The 22,553-nt window shown below is 57.9% G+C and carries 13 protein-coding genes; 4 read left to right on the forward strand and 9 right to left on the reverse strand.

Annotated elements, in window-relative coordinates; translation table 11 throughout:
- From D8U70_RS27590 to D8U70_RS27605, 4 genes are all read right to left on the reverse strand, one after another.
- Positions 1–1,935: neuraminidase-like domain-containing protein (locus D8U70_RS27590; RefSeq protein WP_241664700.1), on the reverse strand; the 1,935-nt coding region annotated here is incomplete at its 3' end.
- Between the two features lie 65 nt (positions 1,936–2,000).
- Complete coding sequence (locus D8U70_RS27595; protein WP_130930205.1) at positions 2,001–5,648, reverse strand: Tc toxin subunit A; 3,648 nt, start codon at positions 5,646–5,648, stop codon at positions 2,001–2,003.
- A gap of 143 nt (positions 5,649–5,791) precedes the next feature.
- Entirely contained in the window at positions 5,792–9,010 is a 3,219-nt protein-coding gene (locus D8U70_RS28095; protein ID WP_241664701.1) for a hypothetical protein, read from the reverse strand.
- Between the two features lie 200 nt (positions 9,011–9,210).
- A complete protein-coding gene (locus tag D8U70_RS27605; RefSeq protein ID WP_130930206.1) occupies positions 9,211–12,384 on the reverse strand; it encodes a hypothetical protein in 3,174 nt (1,057 codons plus the stop codon).
- Between the two features lie 454 nt (positions 12,385–12,838).
- Between D8U70_RS27605 and D8U70_RS27610 the strand changes: the two genes are divergently transcribed.
- Positions 12,839–13,216 carry a DUF6124 family protein gene (locus tag D8U70_RS27610; protein WP_130930215.1) on the forward strand — a complete coding sequence of 126 codons (378 nt, stop codon included), beginning with the start codon at positions 12,839–12,841 and terminating at the stop codon, positions 13,214–13,216.
- Between the two features lie 92 nt (positions 13,217–13,308).
- On the opposite strand, the gene D8U70_RS27615 is transcribed toward D8U70_RS27610, so the two are convergent.
- Complete coding sequence (locus tag D8U70_RS27615; protein ID WP_073471945.1) at positions 13,309–13,668, reverse strand: PilZ domain-containing protein; 360 nt, start codon at positions 13,666–13,668, stop codon at positions 13,309–13,311.
- Positions 13,669–13,899: 231 nt separating this feature from the next.
- Positions 13,900–14,286 (reverse strand): tetratricopeptide repeat protein, encoded by a 387-nt coding sequence (locus D8U70_RS27620; protein WP_125917090.1) that lies wholly within the window; start codon positions 14,284–14,286, stop codon positions 13,900–13,902.
- Between the two features lie 172 nt (positions 14,287–14,458).
- On the opposite strand from D8U70_RS27620, the gene pyk reads away from it, so the two are divergent.
- Together pyk and D8U70_RS27630 are read left to right on the forward strand one after the other, a co-directional pair.
- Positions 14,459–15,910: a pyruvate kinase gene (pyk, locus tag D8U70_RS27625; protein ID WP_024014116.1), complete on the forward strand. Its 1,452-nt coding sequence runs from the start codon at positions 14,459–14,461 to the stop codon at positions 15,908–15,910.
- 201 nt (positions 15,911–16,111) lie between these two features.
- Positions 16,112–17,407 carry a hypothetical protein gene (locus tag D8U70_RS27630; RefSeq protein ID WP_130930207.1) on the forward strand — a complete coding sequence of 432 codons (1,296 nt, stop codon included), beginning with the start codon at positions 16,112–16,114 and terminating at the stop codon, positions 17,405–17,407.
- Positions 17,408–17,544: 137 nt separating this feature from the next.
- On the opposite strand, the gene D8U70_RS27635 is transcribed toward D8U70_RS27630, so the two are convergent.
- The 3 genes from D8U70_RS27635 to D8U70_RS27645 are packed head-to-tail and all read right to left on the reverse strand — an operon-like array spanning position 17,545 to position 20,351.
- Complete coding sequence (locus tag D8U70_RS27635; protein WP_130930208.1) at positions 17,545–18,288, reverse strand: enoyl-CoA hydratase-related protein; 744 nt, start codon at positions 18,286–18,288, stop codon at positions 17,545–17,547.
- A 28-nt stretch (positions 18,289–18,316) separates the two neighbouring features.
- Positions 18,317–19,252 (reverse strand): iron-sulfur-binding ferredoxin reductase, encoded by a 936-nt coding sequence (locus tag D8U70_RS27640; RefSeq protein ID WP_130930209.1) that lies wholly within the window; start codon positions 19,250–19,252, stop codon positions 18,317–18,319.
- The gene (locus D8U70_RS27645) at positions 19,245–20,351 is read right to left on the reverse strand and encodes a GGDEF domain-containing protein (protein WP_073471934.1); all 1,107 of its coding nucleotides are present in this window, start codon (positions 20,349–20,351) and stop codon (positions 19,245–19,247) included. The genes D8U70_RS27640 and D8U70_RS27645 overlap by 8 nt, the downstream gene beginning before the upstream one ends.
- 486 nt (positions 20,352–20,837) lie before the next feature.
- Here D8U70_RS27645 and D8U70_RS27650 point away from each other — a divergent pair, with 486 nt between their 5' ends.
- Positions 20,838–22,361, forward strand: a complete 1,524-nt coding sequence (locus D8U70_RS27650) for a fumarate hydratase (RefSeq protein WP_024014122.1) — start codon at positions 20,838–20,840, stop codon at positions 22,359–22,361.
- The last annotated feature ends 192 nt before the right edge of the window (positions 22,362–22,553 follow it).

The following is a 22,553-nucleotide window of genomic DNA, read 5'->3' on the forward strand; positions in this document are numbered from 1 at the left end:
CCCCTCTATATCCAGAGGCCGGCAACGCCAGTACGCCGGTTTCGGGTTCATGATCGGGACCGGCGGATCTTTCCGATCTTGGGTTGCCTGTGGATCGAACACGTAATGCAGCCAGTCCTGCGCTTCCTGGAAGCGCTCTTCATCACGCAACCGGGTGGCAATCAAATGCGGGAGGTGAAAAAACAATTCCCAGAAATTCAGACCGTTGGCACCGTTGAAGGGACCATTGAGTTCAACAAATTCTGCGCCGGTCGGCGACGGTTCGAGAATGAACTGGTTGGACCAGTCCAGCACGGCGTCCACGGAAATATTCGAACGCCTTACCAGTTCCGAACCGAATAATGAATTGAGCCGAACGTATTTCAACGCCAGTCCAGCTTGATTGAATGACAGGAACTGTGCCGTACCTGCACTGCTCCTGTGCAGAGTTGGCGGGACGAAGTCCATGAGATCGACAATCGTCAGGTCGAACTCTTTCTGTCCTGTAGGGGAACTGGGAGAGGCGAATAAGACCGTGACTGGCGTAGCCCATGTGCCTTTCGCCCGCCGGGAAGTCCACGCTTGAGTTGTCCAGCCACCGCTTGCATCCTGGAGTTCACTAATCGGCGGCGGATCGATATCAGACGATCCCGTCACTTGCAGCACCATATTCAACGTAGCGCTTTCAAGTCCCGTGGGACTGCAGAAACCCTGAACCGTCAGCACATCGTTGTCATCGACGCGCGTTGCCATAACGTTCAGACCAAGATAGGGAGTCAGGGAACCATGGCTCGTTATGCGAGGGACAGCAGTAACCTGAATGTCGAGCGGGTGCTGAACCGTATCGCTGCTGACGAATCGCTCCTCGAGTGCCAGATCCAGCCACGCGCCACCGTCCAGGAGGGGGCGCATCAGCACGTCGTAAATCGCATGCACTTTCAGATCCGTTTCAGCAGAATCTTCCGGTGGAGAATCTGCGGGTGACTTCTTAGAGAACTTGCCACTTAACAGAATCCCCAACTTGCCCTTCGGATTAAGGTAATCAGCATGCACAGTCGCAATCAGTCGGGGGGGGCTCGCCAAAAGGTTGTCCTTGCACTCTGAACTGTGCACACACAACGGCGCCGACCACTGCCCGTTCTGTGTCATGAATGCCAGATTGATCACCAATTTGCTCGGGCTGAAAGCCTCCGCTGCGCTGCCGACGACCGCGTCACGCCATTCGGCCCAGACCACACATAACCGGCCATTCCAGAACACCGGGCGGATATCCAGCACCTGATTGGTGGTGGGGATTTCCACCGCTTGCCATTCACTCCAGGCCGCCGGGTTGACCGCCGCGCTGGCCGGGCTCAGTTCGATCTCGGCCTTGCGCCAAAAATACTGAAACGGCTGCACTCGCTGCCGCCCCAGGAAGTAGTAATCGGCTTTGGCCGGTGTCATGCCATCCATGAAACAGCTGATCACATCGAGATCGCAGATTTTTTCGAATGCCTGTAGATACTCCTGCAGCGCAGCCTGCACGGTATCGTTGTTCAAACGGGCCTGGTTAAGGTTGTTTTCCAGATTTCTGAACAGACTGGTTTTGCGCAGTCGCACTGATGGAATGATGAAATTTTCCGGATAGCATGGAATTTTTTGCATCGCCGACCAATCGGAATAATTGCTGTAAAAAATCCATTCGTGCAGATGACGCTTGTCGAACTCATGATCTCCAAAGCCTGGCTCCAGCTTTCGATACACCGCATGAATGTACTGCTGCACACAGCTTGTCGCTTCGGCAACTCTGGAACTCTTCACCTGATAGGTGTCAAGCGGGTCGATGCGCAGCAATTCAAACAGATCTTCAGGCGTTTTCAGAAACGGGTATCGGGTATTGGCCACTTGACCAATGCAGTATTCGAGCAGGGCCGAGCGACGTTTTTCCAGCAGCCCGCCAATGTTACTCAGTGCCATGATCTCGCTCCTTGGAATATGGCCCGGGGACAAACGTTCGCCAGGCAGTACGCAACGTCCTGCCACTAGCTCCGGGCGAACGTGATGGCATTGGTGAATATTCTTTCGCTTTCCCCAGACTGAGTACGAACACTGAACTCGAATGTGCCACCCGTCCTGCTTGAAACAAAAACCCGTGTAAGCCCCTGCCGATCAGTGAAACCCTGCGCCGGCCGAATAGTGACGGCATCCCTCTTCGCGGGCGCTTCGATTGTCCAGAACCACTCCACCAGCGAGTTCTGTCCGCGGTTTCCGTAGGCGTCTTCCAGCACCGCATAAAGTTCTACTTCATGGCCGTATTCCACTGTATCCAGAGGCGTAGGTGAAAGTTCCTCAAGCGGGAAAAACAGCGTAGCGAAATCGGCTGTGATCTCGATGGAAGGGGCATATTGCGGCTCGAACAAATCCAGCCAGAGCACTGGCGTGTCGTGACCCATGACCTTGCCGGGAATAAACTCAGCCACAAGCGTCCCGTCGATCAGGGTGGTGTCGTCTTTAATGGTGCCCAATGTGGCGCGCCAATGGACGGTGACGCCACTCAGCGGCTCCCCGTTGGCGTCTTTGAGGGTCACCTTGTAAGTGACCTTTTCGCCTGGCTTATTGGCCACAACGGTGCTGTTATCCACCACTTCGCACGTCATCGTGACCAGCCCTGTGACGTCGCCCGGTGCATGCACAATTGGCGCCTGCGCACCGGACTCGCCGAGCAGGGCATGTTCAGCGGCCTTGGCGTAGGAACTTTTATCGACCGTCTCGGGCAGATTACCGATCAGAAAAATCGTTAAGGCATCCATACCGGTCGCGGTGGACAGCGTCAGCACGCGCATCAACAAATCGAGCTGGCTGAGGTTCTTCAGAATCCCGTCGACATCGATGCGGCTGACACATTCGCGCACGTCCTGCACGCTCCAGCCAAAAAAATTCGCCAGCTTGATGGCAGACGCCTGTTGCGCAAGCCTTTTCGCATCACCACTGACTGCCGGCAATGCGTTGACCTGACGCAGGTAATCCAAAAGCTTCTGTGGCGATTGGCCGCTCGCGGCTGAAGCGAGGGCAAAAGCGCGAGTGAGCGTCGTCAGGTAATAAAGAGTGCGCACCGTCAACGTATGTTTGTCGGCCTGAACAAGCCAGTCCTTGTAGCCGCTATCCAGATATTCCTGCAACAGCGCGGCGCTTAACCCAAGTGTCGACACCACCTCACTGCGCCGGCGAATTTCAGCCAGCAGATCAAATGATGCGCTTGCGGCTCGGTCGCGTGTACGGCCGGACGCCTCGGCTTGCGTATCGGTTCGCTCCAATACATGCAGGAGTAATTGATGCACCGTGACGCCTGCCCAATCCAGGACCAGCAACGCTTGATCCACACCCACGCCGGCGTATGAAGCCAGCGTCTCCCTTACCAGCGAAGTCTGAGCATCGCGCATCTGTAGAAAAGCACTGACCATGCTGGTGATGATGTTCTGCCGCAATGCTGGCTCGATCTCACCCAAGGCGCTATTGACCGCCCATGAGATCTTTTGAAGGACGAAGGCCGGATACGTTTCAGCGTCTTGCTCATAGGGCAGGATCAGCCCATACAAATCGGTTATCGGCCCCAGGCTGTCGGCGGACGTCGCGAGGAATTCGATCCAGTCAGTAGCACCGGCGGTCGGTACGCCAGCCATGAGGAAAGTGCTATTGGACAGCTGTGCCGTCGGCAGCAAATTGCGAATCTGCTCGAAAAACTGCTCATCCTGTTCGGACAGTTCCTGTACCGGTGGCGCGTTGACCGCATGCTGCAACATCCACGACACCGGCAGACTGTTTTGCACGCACCACTGCACGCAACTTTGCATAGCCTCGATCAGTTCCAGCGCATCCGGTAAACCGTCCGGAACATCGTGAATGACAGGGACACCGGCGAAGCGGTTGATCCACTCATCGCCGCCCAGCATCGACAGCATCAGTACACCTTCAACCGGTGTGATGTTCAACAGCCGGGGCAGCGACACCAAACGATAAAAACTTGAGATGATCGCTGCGTTGCGATTCAGTGTTTCGGTCAAGCCGTAAGCCTTGGCCACTGTTTTCGCCAGAACGTAATAAGTCTGCGGATCAATCGCCAGGCCACTGCAGAGCTGGCTGATCGTCAGATCCACCATGCCAGGCACAGGTGTTACCGCAAACGCACCGTTATCGAGCTTGAAAGGTTCGCGATAGCCTGATTCGAAATTGAACGACTGATCGAACTGCGAAAGCGCTTCGCCGCGGCCATAAACCGACATCTCACCGATAAAGACCGCGAAGTCCGCGGCAGTGCATTGGTAGCGCTCGCGCAACTTTTGAAACAAGCCAAGTGCATGCACGACGCCATTGGTTATTTCCATTTTGTCTGAAGAGTCTTCAGGCCGATTGCCGAGCGCAGTCGCCCTGATGGCAGCTGCCAACACTACGTCTACCTGATCGAACGGCAATCCGGTCCAGCTCGCCAGGCGCACCATCCGATTCAGTCGGTCATAACGATTGAACCCGATGGACTCGTCGGGATTTGCCGTCAATCGATGCCGAAGCTCGCTTGCATTATCGATACGCACCGCCGGCGCAGTGTTGTCATTGATATAGATTGACCCCGAGCGCTCGCTTTCCGGATGCTCGGGCTTGTCGTCCATATAGGTAACATTGGTCGAGCGCACCGGAGCAAAGTCGCCAATCGACAGCAGGGCTTCGATCTGCCGACTGTCGAGCTTGGTGCGCTCACCCAGGAACACCACCTGATTGAGTAACCGGTATTCGTCGAGCTTGGTGGTACCAAAGTTATGCGCAAAGAAACTTTCGCGATCTTCGAAATCCGCCCGGGTTTCTGTCAGCAACAGGCGCTGATAAGGGCCAAGCCGCGAAGCGTGGGCGAAACCCTTTGCAGTATTGGCACCCCGACCATTGGTTTGCAGAAAATACGGATAAGCAAGGTCGACCCGGTGCTCAAAATCGCCCACCGACAGATCATGAACCTGCGCGATACCATCAATCGTGACCCAATGCTGGTAATAAGGCAGGCCGTTGGGGTAGCGAGCTGCGATCAGCGCGTCTTCGATCGACTCGACATCCGTGTTCGCCGCAATGAATTTCTCCAGCACCTCGACGATGATGTCCACAGACGAGATCGACTGATAAACCGCATTGAAGTCGACGCTCAGTGCCAGCAAATCCGTGCGCCGGTTATGCAGCGCATATTTTTCTTCCTTGTTGATGCCCTCCAGACGGTCACGAACCCAGCGCAACAAGTCGATCAGATAGGCTACTGGCGACCAGATGGACTCCAGCGCATCTGGCGGGCACAGTGCAGCAAAATCGGTACCGATCAGAGCGTGATAATTGGGACCGTCCACGATCGATAGCAAACCGCTGGAGCTGCGCTTTGGCGCGTCCCTGTTCCCCCTCAGCGTCCTCTCGATAAACTGGCGCCGCTGAGACGTGGCTACGCTGTTGGCGCCGCGCCAGAATTGTTGCGCTTGCTCAAAGCTGAGTTGCGGGTGCTCCTGGAGCATGCCTTGAACACCCTTTTCAACCAGTGGATAAATTGATCCACCGTTTTCCAGGTAAGTCTCGAGGTTCTGCAGTCCGACGTCCTGTGCTCGTTGTTTCTCGCTGAACAACTGGTCGAACAGTTGCAGGGCGGGACGGCGCGAATCAACCATGATCAGATTCCTTTAGGCGACAACTGGCCCGCACAGCCCGACATCCTTCGTCGGGCTGCACATTCAGTAAGCACGATTTAGCGCTGCGAAAGCCGTTTAGTCGACTGTCATTTATGACAGGTTTTATAACCGTTCGTCGGAAGTCAGGCTTCAGGAATTGTTGTGAAAAGGCGCGCGCCTTCGACTTCAAAACGCGCACTATCGGCCCAATCGGACATCGTCGCGTCATCCGCTGCGTCAGTCAGCGTCTGCCGGAATCGGTACCAGTTACCCGCCAGCGGCATTGCCCGCGTCGCCTGCCCGCGCCAGTGCCCATCGACCACCGGTACCTGCGCCAGCCACTGCACGTCCGGGTTGTACCAACTCACTACGGCGCCCATGCCCGGACGGCCCTGGCCGCTGAACTGCAGCGGCTGAGTGACCCAGCGTCCGGCTGCGGGCGCGTCGAGCGCAGGTCGGAAAGTACCCAAAATGACCGAGCGCAGAGTTTCAAATGATTCGAACCCGTCCAGAGATGCGACTGCCTCCAGCCGATAAAGCCCCCCGTCGGGCGGGCTTGCATCGAGCATCACTGACCAGGTGCGATTTTCCTGCACGATTCCACTTGCCGGCTCTGAGCGCGTAGCACCGACCAGCGTCACCGTAACCGTATCGCCCGGCACGCCAAAACCGCACACCACCACTTGCTGCCCGATGGCGTTGCCCTCGACCGGAGTTTCAATGAAGGGGGCGGCCGGCACGACGTCAAAGTGCAGCGGCTCGCTGTCTTTCGACTCCTGCAGTGTGCCGCTTTCATCCATGAACCTTTGCCGAGCCCAGATTGTTTGGCTGCCCACCGGCAACGTCACTTCGGCTTGCCAAATGCCCTGCCAGTCGACAACGACATTACTGAGCAGAGGTTCGGTGAGCCCTAGCAGACAGACTTCGACAACCCCGCCCCTCATGCCGGTACCCTTGAGCAATGCAGTTCGTGGCAACTTGCCGTTTGGTATCGGCTGGAGAAATTCTGGCGGCAGCAACACCACCGTCAATTCATGCTCGTCACTGTACAGCGACGGTCGACCGTCCAGTGTCTGCTGTGCGTCGAAGGTGTAGAGCCTGAATTCCAGAAGGGTCAGGTCAATCGACCAGTCGCCGTCCTGGCTCAATACTTTCGGCTCTCCCAACGGACGGCCAAACCGTTTGTCACGCAGTTGCAAGGTAGCACCCACCATTCCCATCGTGCCCTCGACCGTTACGACACGGCCGACTTCCGAGCCGTCCGGCGGCTGAGTAATCACTGGCGTGACCATCGGCCTCCGGACAATAAAGGTTCTGGACGCCGGCTCCGAAGTTTGCTGCGCGGCGAGCTGGGTTACCGTGACGGTATGGGAAATATCCGGGGCAAAATCCTTGTCGCGCCTGAACTGCCACGTGTCACCAATGACGACACCCTGGTGCACAATGCCGGGTTCGTCGCTGTACTCAATGTTCACGGTTGCACCCGGCCAGCACGTACCGCTGAACCTTGGCGAAAGCCCTTCATCTTCAGGGTCGTTCAGGCCAGGGACCTGCGGCGGGATGGTGACTTTGAGGACAAACCAGTTTGGCGACTGATGACCGTTGAGAAATTGCTTTATGTGTACCTCACGCTCGAACGACGGTCCCCAGACCGTATAAGCCTTGCTTGACCATTGCCCGCCGTTGACCGCAACTGGAGGCGCTTCGTGATCTCCGCTATTGGGCCTGTGCAGATACACCGTGGCACCGTTGAAGCCTTTGCCGCTGAAGGTCGGTTGGTAGTCGTCGGTGAATTGCACGTCACTGACATCGGGGAGAATGTTTTTGACCTCAAAGGTCAGCGGCAGCGACTCGATCCAGCCGCTGGCGTTGTCAGCGATTTTTTGAATGACGGTGACGTTGTAGGTACCGACAGTCCACTCCTGCGCTGCGGTGCTCCATGTGCCACCCGGCATCACTTCGGCATTTGCAGGCGGGGGAACGTGCACCGCCCCCCCGTTGACGGTGAACTGGATTTCAGATTTGAGTTTGGAATCGTAATAACCCTTGCCGGAGAAAGTTACTGTAGTTCCAGCGAAGGTGACGGTGGGCTGTTGCAGGGTGGGCGGGCGAATCCTGAAGGCTTGTGGTGCACTGCGTCCGGATGACACGCCATCCAGATCCTGCTCGACAACAAGGCTGATCGCCCCTGGCGGCACTTTGATCATCCCCTCCCACGGCCCGTCTACATCGCTAACGACTTCCCAGCCAGGAACGGAATCATTCGTCAGATCGAAAAATGCTCTCAATCGCGCGCCAGCCAGGCCGTTGGTTCCTTTCAGGAGGAAGTCTGGATCATGGATTGCCAACTCAGGTGGTTTGGATATTGACGGCACACCCATGACTCTGAAAGTCGCGGCCTCGGTATAAAAATGACTGATATTCGGTGATTTGAGTTGAGCGGTAACCGAGAACGTCCCACTTACTGGGACCTTTGTTGCCTTAGCCTCCCAACTCGTACCGGCATCTCCGACAGTAATAACGTCGCTCCAGTTTTCATAATGATTCAAATGCCCAACCACTCTGATAACAGTACCCGGCGCAGCCATACCTCTGAAACAAAGCAGATCCTTTGCCAGAACAAACGCATTAGCTGTCGGGTAAGTTATTCGAGCCCGGTAGACTGTTTTATAAGCAGTCCGCTCGGAAACCTTACCAGCGTACATTTGATATGCTTGAAACGTTAGAGAATTTTTGTTTTCCGCCACGGTGACTGGCACTGACCAAGGATCGTAGAAAGCCTCTTCTGCCCCAATCGTACCGCGCCCATCGTCCAGGACAACAGTATAACGGTATATTGCCCCCGTACCCTTGACAGCGAAAGTTGAAGATGTGAAGTTTCGGATTGCACTGATGGTTGGAATGGGCATCCGATAATTGGCGATCTTGTAGGTTTTCAGAACCGGATCACTTGCGTTATCTACATCATAAATATAATCGAACCCCACTGTTACGTTTCTCTGATTGGCGATAATCATTTCTCGATAGGGTTCATCAAGATCGATCCACTCACCGGTCTGGCGAGCACTGCCCGTCAGTTCTCTTACATTACCTTCACCGCTAACCAACGAAAGATAGAATTTTACATTCCCTTCATAACGTCGATTCTCTTTTGCTCTGTACGCTGACACGATGCAAGTAAATGTCGAACCATCGTAGGAGTAGGCATAGCTCACTCGAAGCTGCGCCCACCTACCGTCTTCTTCCGCGTGCAGCTCATGGGTTACAAATGCCACATCCGTTCCGATCTCCTCAGCGCAGACTACCTCTTGTTTCGGGGGCAAGCTGTCGGAAGGATCTTTAATACCATCATCTTGTTCCATGGCCGGATCTCAGAAAGGGCAAGCTGGCTGATAGATAAAACAGGTCACATTCATTGAATACCGATGCGTCGCATCGCTACACCTGTAAAACCTGACAGTCCCGACCAGCGGTAACTATTCCACGCCTTAATATGCTTGCGTCCTTCAGCCATTAAACGCGACTGCATCAGTTTGCGTTGTTGCCACACATCACTCAGAGTTCACCAACTTGTACATATGAAACGCCGCCCGGCATGGCTGATCAGGCGCGCGGCTTCGACTTCAAAACGCGCACTGTCCGCCCAATCGGACATCGTTGCGTCATCCGCTGCGTCAGTCAGCGTCTGCCGGAATCGGTACCAGCTCCCCCCCAGAGGCAGTGCCCGCGCCGCGTCTCCGCGCCATTGCTCACCGTCCACGGGCAGCTGCGGCACCCATTGCACATCCGGGTTGTACCAACTCACGACGGCGCCCACGCCCGGGCGGCCCTTGCCGCTGAACTGCACTGGATGGCTGACCCAGCGTCCCGGCGCCGGCTCGTCGAGGGCTGGCACAAAAGTACCCAAAATGACCGAGCGCAGGGTTTCAAATGATTCGAACCCGTCCAGAGATGCGACTGCCTCCAGCCGATAAAGCCCCCCGTCGGGCGGGCTTGCATCGAGCATCACTGACCAGGTGCGATTTTCCTGCACGATTCCACTTGCCGGCTCTGAGCGCGTAGCACCGACCAGCGTCACCGTAACCGTATCGCCCGGCACGCCAAAACCGCACACCACCACTTGCTGCCCGATGGCGTTGCCCTCGACCGGAGTTTCAATGAAGGGGGCGGCCGGCACGACGTCAAAGTGCAGCGGCTCGCTGTCTTTCGACTCCTGCAGTGTGCCGCTTTCATCCATGAACCTTTGCCGAGCCCAGATTGTTTGGCTGCCCACCGGCAACGTCACTTCGGCTTGCCAAATGCCCTGCCAGTCGACAACGACATTACTGAGCAGAGGTTCGGTGAGCCCTAGCAGACAGACTTCGACAACCCCGCCCCTCATGCCGGTACCCTTGAGCAATGCAGTTCGTGGCAACTTGCCGTTTGGTATCGGCTGGAGAAATTCTGGCGGCAGCAACACCACCGTCAATTCATGCTCGTCACTGTACAGCGACGGTCGACCGTCCAGTGTCTGCTGTGCGTCGAAGGTGTAGAGCCTGAATTCCAGAAGGGTCAGGTCAATCGACCAGTCGCCGTCCTGGCTCAATACTTTCGGCTCTCCCAACGGACGGCCAAACCGTTTGTCACGCAGTTGCAAGGTAGCACCCACCATTCCCATCGTGCCCTCGACCGTTACGACACGGCCGACTTCCGAGCCGTCCGGCGGCTGAGTAATCACTGGCGTGACCATCGGCCTCCGGACAATAAAGGTTCTGGACGCCGGCTCCGAAGTTTGCTGCGCGGCGAGCTGGGTTACCGTGACGGTATGGGAAATATCCGGGGCAAAATCCTTGTCGCGCCTGAACTGCCACGTGTCACCAATGACGACACCCTGGTGCACAATGCCGGGTTCGTCGCTGTACTCAATGTTCACGGTTGCACCCGGCCAGCACGTACCGCTGAACCTTGGCGAAAGCCCTTCATCTTCAGGGTCGTTCAGGCCAGGGACCTGCGGCGGGATGGTGACTTTGAGGACAAACCAGTTTGGCGACTGATGACCGTTGAGAAATTGCTTTATGTGTACCTCACGCTCGAACGACGGTCCCCAGACCGTATAAGCCTTGCTTGACCATTGCCCGCCGTTGACCGCAACTGGAGGCGCTTCGTGATCTCCGCTATTGGGCCTGTGCAGATACACCGTGGCACCGTTGAAGCCTTTGCCGCTGAAGGTCGGTTGGTAGTCGTCGGTGAATTGCACGTCACTGACATCGGGGAGAATGTTTTTGACCTCAAAGGTCAGCGGCAGCGAGTCGATCCAGCCGCCGGCGTTGTCTCTGATCTTCTGGACGGCGTTGATTTCATAGGTGCCAAGTTTCCAGCCCGTTACGGCGGTGCTCCAAGTGCCGTTGCGCTGTACTTGTGCGTTGGGAGGCGCGACCGGCATTGGGCCGGCTGGACTTTCGAGGATAGTGAACTCGATTTCGGTTCTGAGCTTCTCGTCGAAATGTCCGGTGCCGGAAAATGTGATCGTTTCATTGGCTTGCGTGTATGTGACGGTCGGCTTGCCCGTGCGTACCCGTATGCCGAAGGGTTCGCTTGTTATTGAGGGAACTCCATTAACTGTGTGCGTGCCGAAAATCGAATGGGGGCCAGGTGAAAGGGTGCCTTCTCGGCGCCATTTTCCAGTCACGGGATCAGGCCAGCCCACCGTTACGGCGTTGCTTCCCATTTGCTCTGAATACACGTCGACCCTGTTCTGATGGAAACCAGTGGCGCCGGTCCCCTCGAACATCGTTTTGGCGTCCACAATTGGCGGCGAAGCGGGGTTGGCCTTTGGCGCTGAAATTACTGGAGGCCCGATAACATAAAACTCTTGAGGATCCCCAAGGTCGGCAAAGATTCCGTTCAGACTCTGTTGGGCAACGAGGGTGTAGCGAGCCCCTCGCGCAAAAGTATAGGTACTGGTTGCAGCCCAGTCGCCGTCGGAAACCGCAGGAAAAGAGACGACAGGCAACATTAAACCTTTTATGTAAACCGTGATTGTGGCGCCTTTGTACGCCCCGCGCCCCCTGATTACGGGTTGAACACTCTGGACGGGCAGACTGATATTCGGGGACGTGATTTGGATTTTGTTCAGAACGGTGAACGTCCACGTTTCGGTATATCGACCCAGCGTTCCGTCGACGTCTTCACGGATCAGTAGCTCGTGCACGCCTTGAAGAAGGCCGGTCAATAATGTGACAGTCCACGGCCCATGATTTGGAGTAGTGTCCGTCGTACTCATTACGGCTTTGTCGGCAGGACGCACAAGCTTTATCACACTGCCTGAGCGGGCAGTACCTGACACCGTCCCGCCGACTGTAACAACTGCTTTGGGGTGGAACTTGGCAGGAGCCCTCACTTCAACATTCTGAGAGGTCCATGGTGCCCACGTGGTATCTCTCCTCCACACCCCATCAAATTTGGCCCTCCCCTCCACAAGTCCATTGATCTGGATAGTGTTCCAATGAACCGCCTTAAACCAATCTCCATCAAGAATAGTCCTGCTGGTGTTTCCAGAATGAAAGTCCATCCACGCCTGATTATATTCTCCGGCGGACGATGGAATACTAAATGTAAGCGGCGTATCGGGGGCGAGTAGAATCGTGCTGTTTGCATGGAGAAACTCGAGAGGCAGCAAAGCGTGAACATCTGAACTCCCGTCATCTTCGTTCGGAGCACGCTCACCTTCCCTAAGAACAAAAGTACCCTCTGACATGATTGTTTTCCTCTCGCTAAATTTGGCAGCCAGTCTTGTTTTTACAGAACACGCCAATGCGCAGGCACCTGTAAAACCTGACAGTCCTGACCAGCGGTAACTATTCCCACGCTGCAACATGCAGACGTCCTTCAGCCATTAGCACGCGGCTACATCAGCTTGCGCCGTTGCCTACACATCACTCAGAATCCGCCGGCTTGTGCGCTTTGAAGCTGCCCCGTAACTTGATCCGTGCCGCTGCCAATCAGTGGTCGGGTTTAGTCGCCCGGGTCGTGCATTGCGCATAAGCGTCATCAAGTCGGGTAATCCCTATCCCCGCACTCGATGGTGGCTGTTCGCAGGGCGCCTCAGGGCGCGCCGGTTTGTGCACTCCCGGTCGACTAACCTGCTTACAGCCGCCACCCTTTCGTTTAGTCGCGAAGAGGTGGATGCCCCAACTATGAGTGTGCAGACAATGATCAAACCAACACCCAATCCCCCTGAAAGCGAAGACTCGACCTCCCCCTACGCTTCCCCCGATTCCACCAGACTCCACCAGGCCGCTGAAAAAGCCCTCGATCACTACCTGAAAAAACCCGGCGCTGCGCCGTCGTGCAATTCCGTCGATCGCGGCATGCAGATGTTCATGGTCGCGCCCGACATCAACCCCGAAGCGATGGCCATTCAGACCTACGAGACCTTTTCTTCGGTCAGCATTCTGCTGCTCGACCTGGCGGACAGCCTCGAGGACAAGCCGCGACATCTGGCGATGGCGATCTATCAGTTGAGCGAGATGGGGTTATTGCTGGCGGAGAAGGCGCTGGATCAGGAGCGGGCGATCGCGGTGGCGTGACGTCAAGATCAAAAGATCGCAGCCTGCGGCAGCTCCTACATCTGGAATGCGTTCCCCTGTAGGAGCTGCCGAAGGCTGCGATCTTTTGCTGTTCAGGCAGAAGCCGGCAACGGCTGAAAACTGAAGTACTGCTTCAGCGCCAGCACCAGCTCGCCGAACTCCGCCGGTGCACGCCGCAGGATGAAACCGGCGTCGTAATGCATCGGCGTGGCGTCTTCATGGCACCACACGCAGCAGGCGCTGAAATCGATGACTTGCTGGCTGCCATCACGGGCGGGGATTTTGAGGCGTAACTGGAAATCTGCGCCGATCATCATCGGCAACTGGCTGATCAGCATCAGCCCGTCCGCAGACACGTTGCCGAGAAAGCCGACGGGTTTGTCGGTGATGCTATTGAACACTCTGAGGTAATACGGCAACTGGTGCCGTTCGATCCGGCGGTCGGTAAACATGATGTGCTGTACGCCATGCAGGGCTCCGCCAGGGAGCCGCACCTGTGCTTCGGAACGAGCCTGTAGGCAGGCCCGCTCTCCCCGCTTCCGGTGTGACGGTCGCGACAATCGCCGTCACTTTTACCACTGCCAGTCGCAGGTGTTGCGCCGCCATCGAGACAAGCCTCGCAAGCGGTTTCCTTGACTATAGCGGAGCTTGTACAGACGGCCAGATTTTGTACGACAGTACCGTCAGAAGCGTGTCGGCCGCACCACCGCAGCGGCGCTGCGTGTCGGGTAATGGCCCAGGCTCTGCAAGGTTTCCAGACGTGCGCGGGCGCGGTAGGCGTATTCGCTGTTGGGGTACGAAGCGATGATGAACTGGTAGGTCTGCACCGCGTCGATGTACAGCTTCTGCCGTTCCAGGCACTGGCCGCGCATCATCGACACTTCCGGCCACACGTACGGGCGGGCGCGGCTCGCACGTTCTACTTTGGACAGTTCAAGCATGACCTGCTCGCAATTGCCACGTTCATAGGCGCTGTAGGCGTTGTTCAAATGATGGTTCATCGACCAACGGGTGCAGCCCGTCGCGGCGAGGACGCTGAGGGCAAGGACGGCAATGGGCAACAATCGCATGGGGGTTCTCCTGTCTTGTGCTCTGTATCGACCCCTGGTCGAAAATCTTCAGGCGCGTTTGTCCCGAAGTTGCCACGTTCAATAAAGAAAACGATAAGTAGTGCATTCGAACAATGACTACACCCTTCGAGCATAGTAGCCTCTGCCTGCGCTTGAACTCAGGAGTCTTTGCATGTCCGTCCGTCGTACCAAAATCGTCGCTACCCTTGGCCCGGCCAGTAACTCGCCGGAAGTTCTCGAACAGCTGATTCTGGCTGGTCTGGACGTTGCCCGTCTGAACTTCTCCCACGGCACCCCCGACGAGCACAAGGCTCGCGCGAAGCTGGTGCGTGACCTCGCTGCCAAGCACGGCCGCTTCGTCGCCCTGCTCGGCGACCTGCAAGGCCCGAAAATCCGTATCGCCAAATTCGCCAACAAGAAGATCGAGCTGAAGATCGGTGACAAGTTCACCTTCTCCACCAGCCATCCGTTGACCGAAGGCAACCAGCAAGTGGTCGGCATCGACTACCCGGATCTGGTCAAGGACTGCGGCGTGGGCGACGAGCTGCTGCTCGACGACGGCCGCGTGGTGATGCGCGTTGAAACCGCCACTGCCACCGAGTTGCATTGCGTGGTGACCATCGGCGGCCCGCTGTCCGACCACAAAGGCATCAACCGTCGCGGTGGTGGTCTGACTGCCCCGGCCCTGACTGAAAAAGACAAGGCCGACATCAAGCTCGCCGCCGAAATGGAAGTCGACTACCTCGCAGTGTCCTTCCCGCGTGACGCCGCCGACATGGAATACGCCCGTCAACTGCGTGACGAGGCCGGCGGCACAGCCTGGCTGGTGGCGAAGATCGAACGCGCCGAAGCCGTGGCCGACGACGAAACCCTCGATGGCCTGATCAAGGCTTCCGACGCAGTGATGGTTGCCCGTGGCGACCTCGGCGTGGAAATCGGCGACGCCGAGCTGGTGGGCATTCAGAAGAAAATCATCCTGCACGCACGTCGCCACAACAAAGCGGTGATCGTCGCGACGCAGATGATGGAGTCGATGATCCAGAACCCGATGCCGACCCGCGCCGAAGTGTCCGACGTGGCCAACGCCGTGCTCGACTATACCGACGCTGTGATGCTCTCGGCAGAATCCGCCGCTGGTCTCTACCCGCTGGAAGCCGTGCAGGCGATGGCGCGCATCTGCGTCGGCGCCGAGAAACACCCGACCGGCAAGACCTCCAGCCACCGCATCGGCAAGGAATTCAGCCGCTGCGACGAGAGCATCGCGCTGGCGACCATGTACACCGCCAACCACTTCCCGGGCGTCAAAGCGATCATCGCGTTGACTGAAAGCGGCTTCACCCCGCTGATCATGTCGCGTATCCGCTCCTCGGTGCCGATCTACGCGTTCACCCCGCACCGCGAAGCCCAGGCCCGCGCAGCAATGTTCCGTGGCGTCTACACCATCCCGTTCGACCCGGCCTCGCTGGAGCCGCACGAAGTCAGCCAGAAAGCCATCGACGAGCTGACCAAGCGCGGCGTTGTGGAAAAAGGCGACTGGGTCATCCTGACCAAGGGCGACAGCTACCACACCACTGGCGGCACCAACGGCATGAAGATCCTGCATGTCGGTGATCCGCAGGTCTGAGTGACCGGCCGCTGAAACACGAAAGCCCCGCCATGTGAATGGCGGGGCTTTTTGTTGTCTGCATATCGCTGAAAACCAGTTTTCACAGAACGTCAACTGTCAGTTCTGTCAGTTGTTGCGAGAGCCATTCTTGACTAGCGTGCTACTTCACCACCCAACCACTCAAGACTGGGCACGACTCGTGATCAAGGAGGATTGAAGATGGACGTTGCGGCAAACATCTCGCCAGGTAAATTCGACCCAACGTTTGGCAATCAGGGCGTTGCCACTCCGAAAAAACCTCCCGATTTTTCAGGAGACCTTGTCCTGCGGGGGGTGATGGTCGACAAATCAGGGCGCACCTATATCGCGGGAAGCGTAGGCCAATCGAACGGTGATGCCTACTACTTGATCAGACTGGATAGCAATGGCGTACACGACACTCAATTTGGCCAGAGTGGCTACGTAACCGGTCAATTTGAGGACGGAGAAGGATCGCATTCCTTCGCTAACGAAATAGTGGAACAGGCCGACGGCAAACTGCTGCTCATCGGCAGTTTCTTTCAGGCTAACCTCAAGCGTGCCATAGGAGTCGTGCGTCTCGACGTCGCTGGCAACCTTGATCCGGCATTCAACAAAACCGGCAAAGTCGCTGTTTACCTCACGGACGACGACACGGCACATCAGAAGCACCAGCAACTACCCAACGCAGCGAACTCAAAAACCGGTAGCCAGCGGTCGACCGTTCTGCCTGACGGCAAGATCGTATTGCATACCACCGTAGATCGGGATGGAAACAAAGTGGCGACAGCCGTCATTCGACTCTTGCCTGACGGCACACGGGATATTGAATTTAACGAGGGAGAAATCGCCTATGTTCTCCACCCGAATTTCACTCACACGGAGCTATACGATCTATTGGCAAAACAGGATGGGACCTACGTGCTCGCGGGCTGTGTACGTGGCAATGATCCTTACCGGGCAGTACTCAACCGCTTGACTGCTACCGGGAAAATTGATGACTCGTTCGCCGTTGATGGCTTTGAAGTGATGGATCCGATAGAGAACTCGCTGAGCGTCAATGTCTTGAAAGTTATCGGGCAGACGAATAAGCGGCTGTTATCCGTTGGGTATACCGAGCCTGCACACCATGGCGTATTGATCAGCCGGGAATCCGACGGCAAACCCAACATCCAGTTCAACGCAGGCAAACCACTTCTGAGCAGACTGCAAGGCATTGACACCTTATGGCTTGACGCGTCCATCCAGAGCAGCGGACACATACTTGTTGCCGGGCTGAGTCAAGTGTCCTCTGGTTTTAACCATGTTATTGCCAGATTCACCGATGACGGCAAATTGGACACGGATTTTGCGGATGGCAAAGGCTGGCGAGTGTTCGACCTGGAGAGGGGGATCTGGACCGGGGTTGCAATCGGTGAAGGTAAAATGACGTTCCTCGGCCAAAGGCAAGTCGACGGGCAACGGGTTCAATGCGTCGGCCGTGGATTGATCGAGTGACCTGGCGACGAGTTTACCGGCTGCCCCTGATTGAGAGTTTTACGGTCTGGTCAACCCCTTTCGCGAGCAGGCTCGCTACCAACTTTGAAATGCGTTCCCCCGTGGGAGCGAGCCTGCTCGCGAAGGCGTCTTGACCGTCACCGAAAAAACCTGCTCAACGCCGCCACCGCCTCCGGCGAACGCAGGCGCTGGGTGAACAACGCACCCTCCTCCTCGATCACCTTGCGCAGCAGATCCCGATCCGGCGCTCGCATCAATTGCTTGCTGATGCGCACCGCTTCGGCCGGCAATTCATCAAACCGCAGCGCCACTTCTCGCGCCTTGCTCAACGCCGCTTCACCGCTGTCCAGCGCTTCGGTGGCGATCCCCCACTGCGCAGCCTGTTCGCCGTTGAAGCCTTCCCCAAGCAGCAATAACTCAGCCGCTTTCGCCTGCCCAAGCAAACGCGGCAGGATCAGGCTGGAACCGAATTCGGGACACAATCCGAGGTTGACGAACGGCATGCGCAGCCGGGCGTCGCGGCTGACATAGACCAGATCGCAGTGCAGCAACATCGTCGTTCCGATGCCTACCGCTGCACCGGCGACGGCGGCGATCACTGGTTTGCGGCATTCGAGCAGGTTAAGCATGAAGTGGAACACCGGGCTGTCGAGGTCGCTCGGCGGTTGCTCGATAAAGTCGGCGATGTCGTTGCCGGCGGTGAAGCACTCGGCACTGCCAGTGATCAGCACGGCGTTGATTGCCGGGTCACCGTCGGCCTGTTTCAGTGCTTCGGCGAGGCGGCTGTACATGGCGCGGGTCAGGGCGTTTTTCTTGCACGGGCGGTTGAGGCGCAGGGTCAGTAAACCGCGTTCGCGTTCCAGCAGGATGGCTTCGGTCATGGCGTGTCTCGCGTCTGAAAATCAGCGCTCAACCACGGCTCACAAACACGTCGGCCAGCAGTTGATTGCGCGGCAATCCGGCCAGGTACAGACGCTTGGCGAAAGCGTCGACACTGGCCGTCGAGCCGCAGACTAAGGCCAGGGTCTGCCGGGAAACAAGGCGCAGTTGCGCCAAAGCGGCGGCCGACTCGGCCGCGGTCCACAGCTCGACACTGAGGTTTTCCCGCTGCGCAGCCAGTGCAGAAAGGGGTTTGGCCAGATAGTGCTCGCGTTCGTCATGGGCCAGGTGAATGACGCGGATGGCGCCTTGGTGATCCTGACGCAAGGCTTCGCGCAGCACACCGAACAACGGACCTAAACCGGTACCGGCGGCCAGCAGCCACAGCGGGCGCGCATGCCAGTCCGGGTCATAGTGCAAAGCGCCACCGCGCAGCTCGCCGAGGCGGATCGAGTCGCCGATCTGGAGCTTGCGGGCGGCATCGATGAATTCGCCGGGCTGGCGGCAGTCGAGGTGAAACTCGAGGAAGCGGTCTTCTTGCGGCAGGCTCGCCAGCGAGTACGGGCGGGCGATGTGGCCGATCCACAGCACCAGATGCTGGCCGGCGTTGTAGCGCAGTGGCCGCTGCGGGGTCAGGCGCAGGCGCAGAACGCTGTCGCTGAGCCAGTCCAGCGCTTCGACCAAGGCCGGCAGACCGTCAGTAATCGGGTCGAAGGTATGCACCTGCAAGTCTTCGACCACTTGGCATTGGCAGGCCAGGCGCCAACCGTCCTGACGTTGCTCGGCACTCAAGGCATCCGGGCGGTTGTCGCTGGGCACACCTCGGATGCATTGCACCAGACAGGCATGGCAACTGCCGGCGCGACAGCTGTAGGGCACGGCAACGCCGTTGTGGTTGAGGGCATCGAGCAGATTGCTCCCAGCCTCAACCGTCCACTGCCGATCACCGACGCGCAATTCAGGCATCGACGTTCTCCCACGCGGCGGCACAACGATTGCGCCCGTCACGCTTGGCCCGGTACAGCGCCTGATCGGCACGCTGCAACGCCTCATCCAGATCATCGCCAACGGACAGCAGGGTCATGCCCGCCGACAGGCTCAGGTTGCGCACTTGCAGGCCCATCAATTCCACCTCGCTGAAGGCGATGCGCAAACGCTCGCAACACGCGGTCAGGCGTTCGGCATCACAGTCGGGCACCAGCACCACGAATTCTTCGCCACCATAGCGCGCCAGCACGTCACCGTCGCGCAGGCAGGCTTGCGCCACACCGGCAAACGCCTGCAACACCTGATCGCCGGCGGCGTGGCCGTGCAGATCGTTGATGCGTTTGAAGTGGTCCAGATCGATCAGCGCCAGCCCGTGCATCACGTCGCTGTCCAACGCGTTCAGCTCGCGCGAGGCGATGCGCAGGAAATGCCGGCGATTGAACAGCCCGGTCAGTTCGTCGGTGGCCACCAGATCTTCAAGCTGGCGCATCATCCCGCGCAGGGTGTCCTGATGCGCCTGCAAGGCAAACCGGCGCTGACGCTGACGTTGCCGCGAGACCTGGACAAAGCGTGCGTAAAGCACCAGCCACGCCAAAACCATCGCCAGAATGCACACCTGCAAAGCCGCGAGCGCAGGCTCGGCCAAGCGGAAGTGATACGCGTCCCACAGGGTAATCGCGGAAAAACTGAAAAACACCAACAGCGCACAGCGGATGAACACTCGTCGGGTGAGATGGAACAGGCCGAACAGCAGAATCAGCACATAGAACACCAGAAACGCGCCGCGTGCCTCGTCGACATGGGCGATCAGCCACGTCTGCCAGCCCAGCCCCATCAGCACTTGCGCTTCGGTCAGGCTGGGGTCGGCGAAGCGCTGGTTGCGCCCGCTCCAAAACATCGCGAAAAGGCTCGCCTGACTGATCACCACCAGCGCGCTGCCGATGGCCACGCCACTGAGCGATTGCTGGTAATGCCCGGTGAAAAACGCCAGCCACAGCAGCAGCAGAGCCAATCCGTAGGTGGCCGCAGCGAGGGCGAAGCGTTTGAGCAAAAGGCGTTGAATGGCGTTATGGGTCAATCGTTGACTCACCGTGCGATAGGAGGCTGACCGAGTGTCCTACTCTACAGACCGGATGCCACTTTAGAGGGCCGGTCGCTAAATGACCACCGATTTTCGGGCTCGAAAATTGACGTCAAATGCATGACCTGAATGAGCTGCATTGATGCCCGCACCAGGTCCCTGTGGTGAGGGGATTTCTCTTCGATGGGCTGCGAAGTGGCCCCCTGCAACCTGTCAATCACACTGAGCTCACAGGTTTTACGACTGCTGCGCAGCCGAGCGGGGATAAATCCCCTCGCCACAGGGTCATCCGACCAAAAGCCAATGTGCCCCCACCACCGAGGCGCGGTATACTGCCGCGCCTTTTTAGCGTCGCGCCACAAAGGGACAGCCATAAGCCGCAAGCCTCAAGCGGCAAGCTCAAGCTGTCCGCGTAATGCTTTAACTTGCCGCTCGAAGCTAGAAGCCTGTAGCTTCCCCACCGTTTTCAGAGGAGCGCGACTCATGACCGTGATCAAGCAAGATGACCTGATTCAGAGCGTTGCCGACGCCCTGCAGTTCATTTCCTATTACCACCCCGTGGATTTCATCCAGGCGATGCACGAAGCCTACCTGCGCGAAGAATCGCCAGCGGCCCGTGATTCGATGGCGCAGATCCTGATCAACTCGCGCATGTGCGCCACCGGCCATCGCCCGATCTGCCAGGACACCGGTATCGTCACCGTGTTCGTCCGTGTCGGCATGGACGTGCGCTGGGATGGCGCCACCATGGGCCTGGACGACATGATCAACGAAGGCGTGCGTCGCGCTTACAACCTGCCGGAAAACGTCCTGCGGGCATCGATCCTTGCCGACCCTGCAGGCGCTCGCAAGAACACCAAGGACAACACCCCGGCCGTAATTCACTACTCCATCGTCCCGGGTAACACCGTGGAAGTGGACGTGGCGGCCAAGGGCGGCGGTTCCGAGAACAAGTCGAAAATGGCCATGCTCAACCCGTCCGACTCGATCGTCGACTGGGTATTGAAGACCGTGCCGACCATGGGCGCCGGCTGGTGCCCACCGGGCATGCTGGGTATCGGCATCGGCGGCACCGCCGAGAAGGCCGCAGTGATGGCCAAGGAAGTGTTGATGGAATCCATCGACATCCACGAGCTGAAGGCCCGTGGTCCGCAGAACCGCATCGAAGAAATGCGTCTGGAACTGTTCGAGAAGGTCAACCAGTTGGGCATCGGCGCCCAGGGCCTCGGTGGCCTGACCACCGTGCTCGACGTGAAGATCATGGATTACCCGACCCACGCCGCATCCTTGCCGGTGTGCATGATCCCCAACTGCGCCGCCACTCGTCACGCGCACTTCGTGCTCGACGGTTCCGGTCCGGCCTCGCTGGAAGCGCCACCGCTGGACGCCTACCCGGAAATCGTCTGGGAAGCCGGCCCGTCGGCCCGTCGCGTCAACCTCGACACCCTGACCCCGGAAGAGGTGCAGAGCTGGAAGCCGGGCGAAACCGTGCTGCTCAACGGCAAGATGCTCACCGGTCGCGACGCCGCGCACAAGCGCATGGTCGAGATGCTCAACAAGGGTGAAACCCTGCCGGTGGATCTGAAAGGTCGTTTCATCTATTACGTCGGCCCGGTTGATCCGGTCGGTGACGAAGTGGTTGGCCCGGCCGGCCCGACCACCGCAACGCGGATGGACAAGTTCACCCGCCAGATCCTCGAGCAGACCGGCCTGCTGGGCATGATCGGCAAATCCGAGCGCGGCCCGACTGCGATCGAAGCGATCAAGGACAACAAGGCCGTGTACCTGATGGCTGTCGGCGGCGCCGCTTACCTGGTTGCGCAAGCGATCAAGAAGTCCAAGGTGCTGGCATTTGCCGAGCTGGGCATGGAAGCGATCTACGAGTTCGAGGTAAAGGACATGCCGGTCACCGTAGCGGTGGACAGCAAAGGTGAGTCGGTACACATCACTGGCCCGGCGATCTGGCAACAGAAGATCAGCGAAAGCCTGGCGGTAGAAGTGCAGTAAGCCTCTGGCGTCATGAAGACGGCCGGCGCATCCGCAAAGATGCCCCGGCCGTTTTTGCTTGTTCAAACCAATCGCGATAACAGAATGTCCCAAGCACAGAAAATGATCTTGCGCACCTGTCAGATCTGACAGGTCCATCTCTGGCCCACTCCTGTTAGCGTCTATCCATACGCCCTATGTAGCGCGAATGGA

It is taken from the genome of Pseudomonas sp. Sample_20 (assembly GCF_004307585.1).
GTDB lineage: Bacteria > Pseudomonadota > Gammaproteobacteria > Pseudomonadales > Pseudomonadaceae > Aquipseudomonas > Aquipseudomonas atacamensis.

Bases quoted from the DNA above. Each gene is read 5' to 3' on its own strand.
- D8U70_RS27630 (WP_130930207.1), top strand. From the start codon at position 16,112: ATGGACGTTGCGGCAAACATCTCGCCAGGTAAATTCGACCCAACGTTT.
- D8U70_RS27595 (WP_130930205.1), bottom strand. From the start codon at position 5,648: ATGGTTGATTCGCGCCGTCCCGCCCTGCAACTGTTCGACCAGTTGTTC.
- D8U70_RS27635 (WP_130930208.1), bottom strand. From the start codon at position 18,288: ATGACCGAAGCCATCCTGCTGGAACGCGAACGCGGTTTACTGACCCTG.
- D8U70_RS27640 (WP_130930209.1), bottom strand. From the start codon at position 19,252: ATGCCTGAATTGCGCGTCGGTGATCGGCAGTGGACGGTTGAGGCTGGG.
- D8U70_RS27620 (WP_125917090.1), bottom strand. From the start codon at position 14,286: ATGCGATTGTTGCCCATTGCCGTCCTTGCCCTCAGCGTCCTCGCCGCG.
- D8U70_RS28095 (WP_241664701.1), bottom strand. From the start codon at position 9,010: ATGGAACAAGATGATGGTATTAAAGATCCTTCCGACAGCTTGCCCCCG.
- D8U70_RS27610 (WP_130930215.1), top strand. From the start codon at position 12,839: ATGATCAAACCAACACCCAATCCCCCTGAAAGCGAAGACTCGACCTCC.
- D8U70_RS27615 (WP_073471945.1), bottom strand. From the start codon at position 13,668: ATGTTTACCGACCGCCGGATCGAACGGCACCAGTTGCCGTATTACCTC.
- pyk (WP_024014116.1), top strand. From the start codon at position 14,459: ATGTCCGTCCGTCGTACCAAAATCGTCGCTACCCTTGGCCCGGCCAGT.
- D8U70_RS27605 (WP_130930206.1), bottom strand. From the start codon at position 12,384: ATGTCAGAGGGTACTTTTGTTCTTAGGGAAGGTGAGCGTGCTCCGAAC.
- D8U70_RS27650 (WP_024014122.1), top strand. From the start codon at position 20,838: ATGACCGTGATCAAGCAAGATGACCTGATTCAGAGCGTTGCCGACGCC.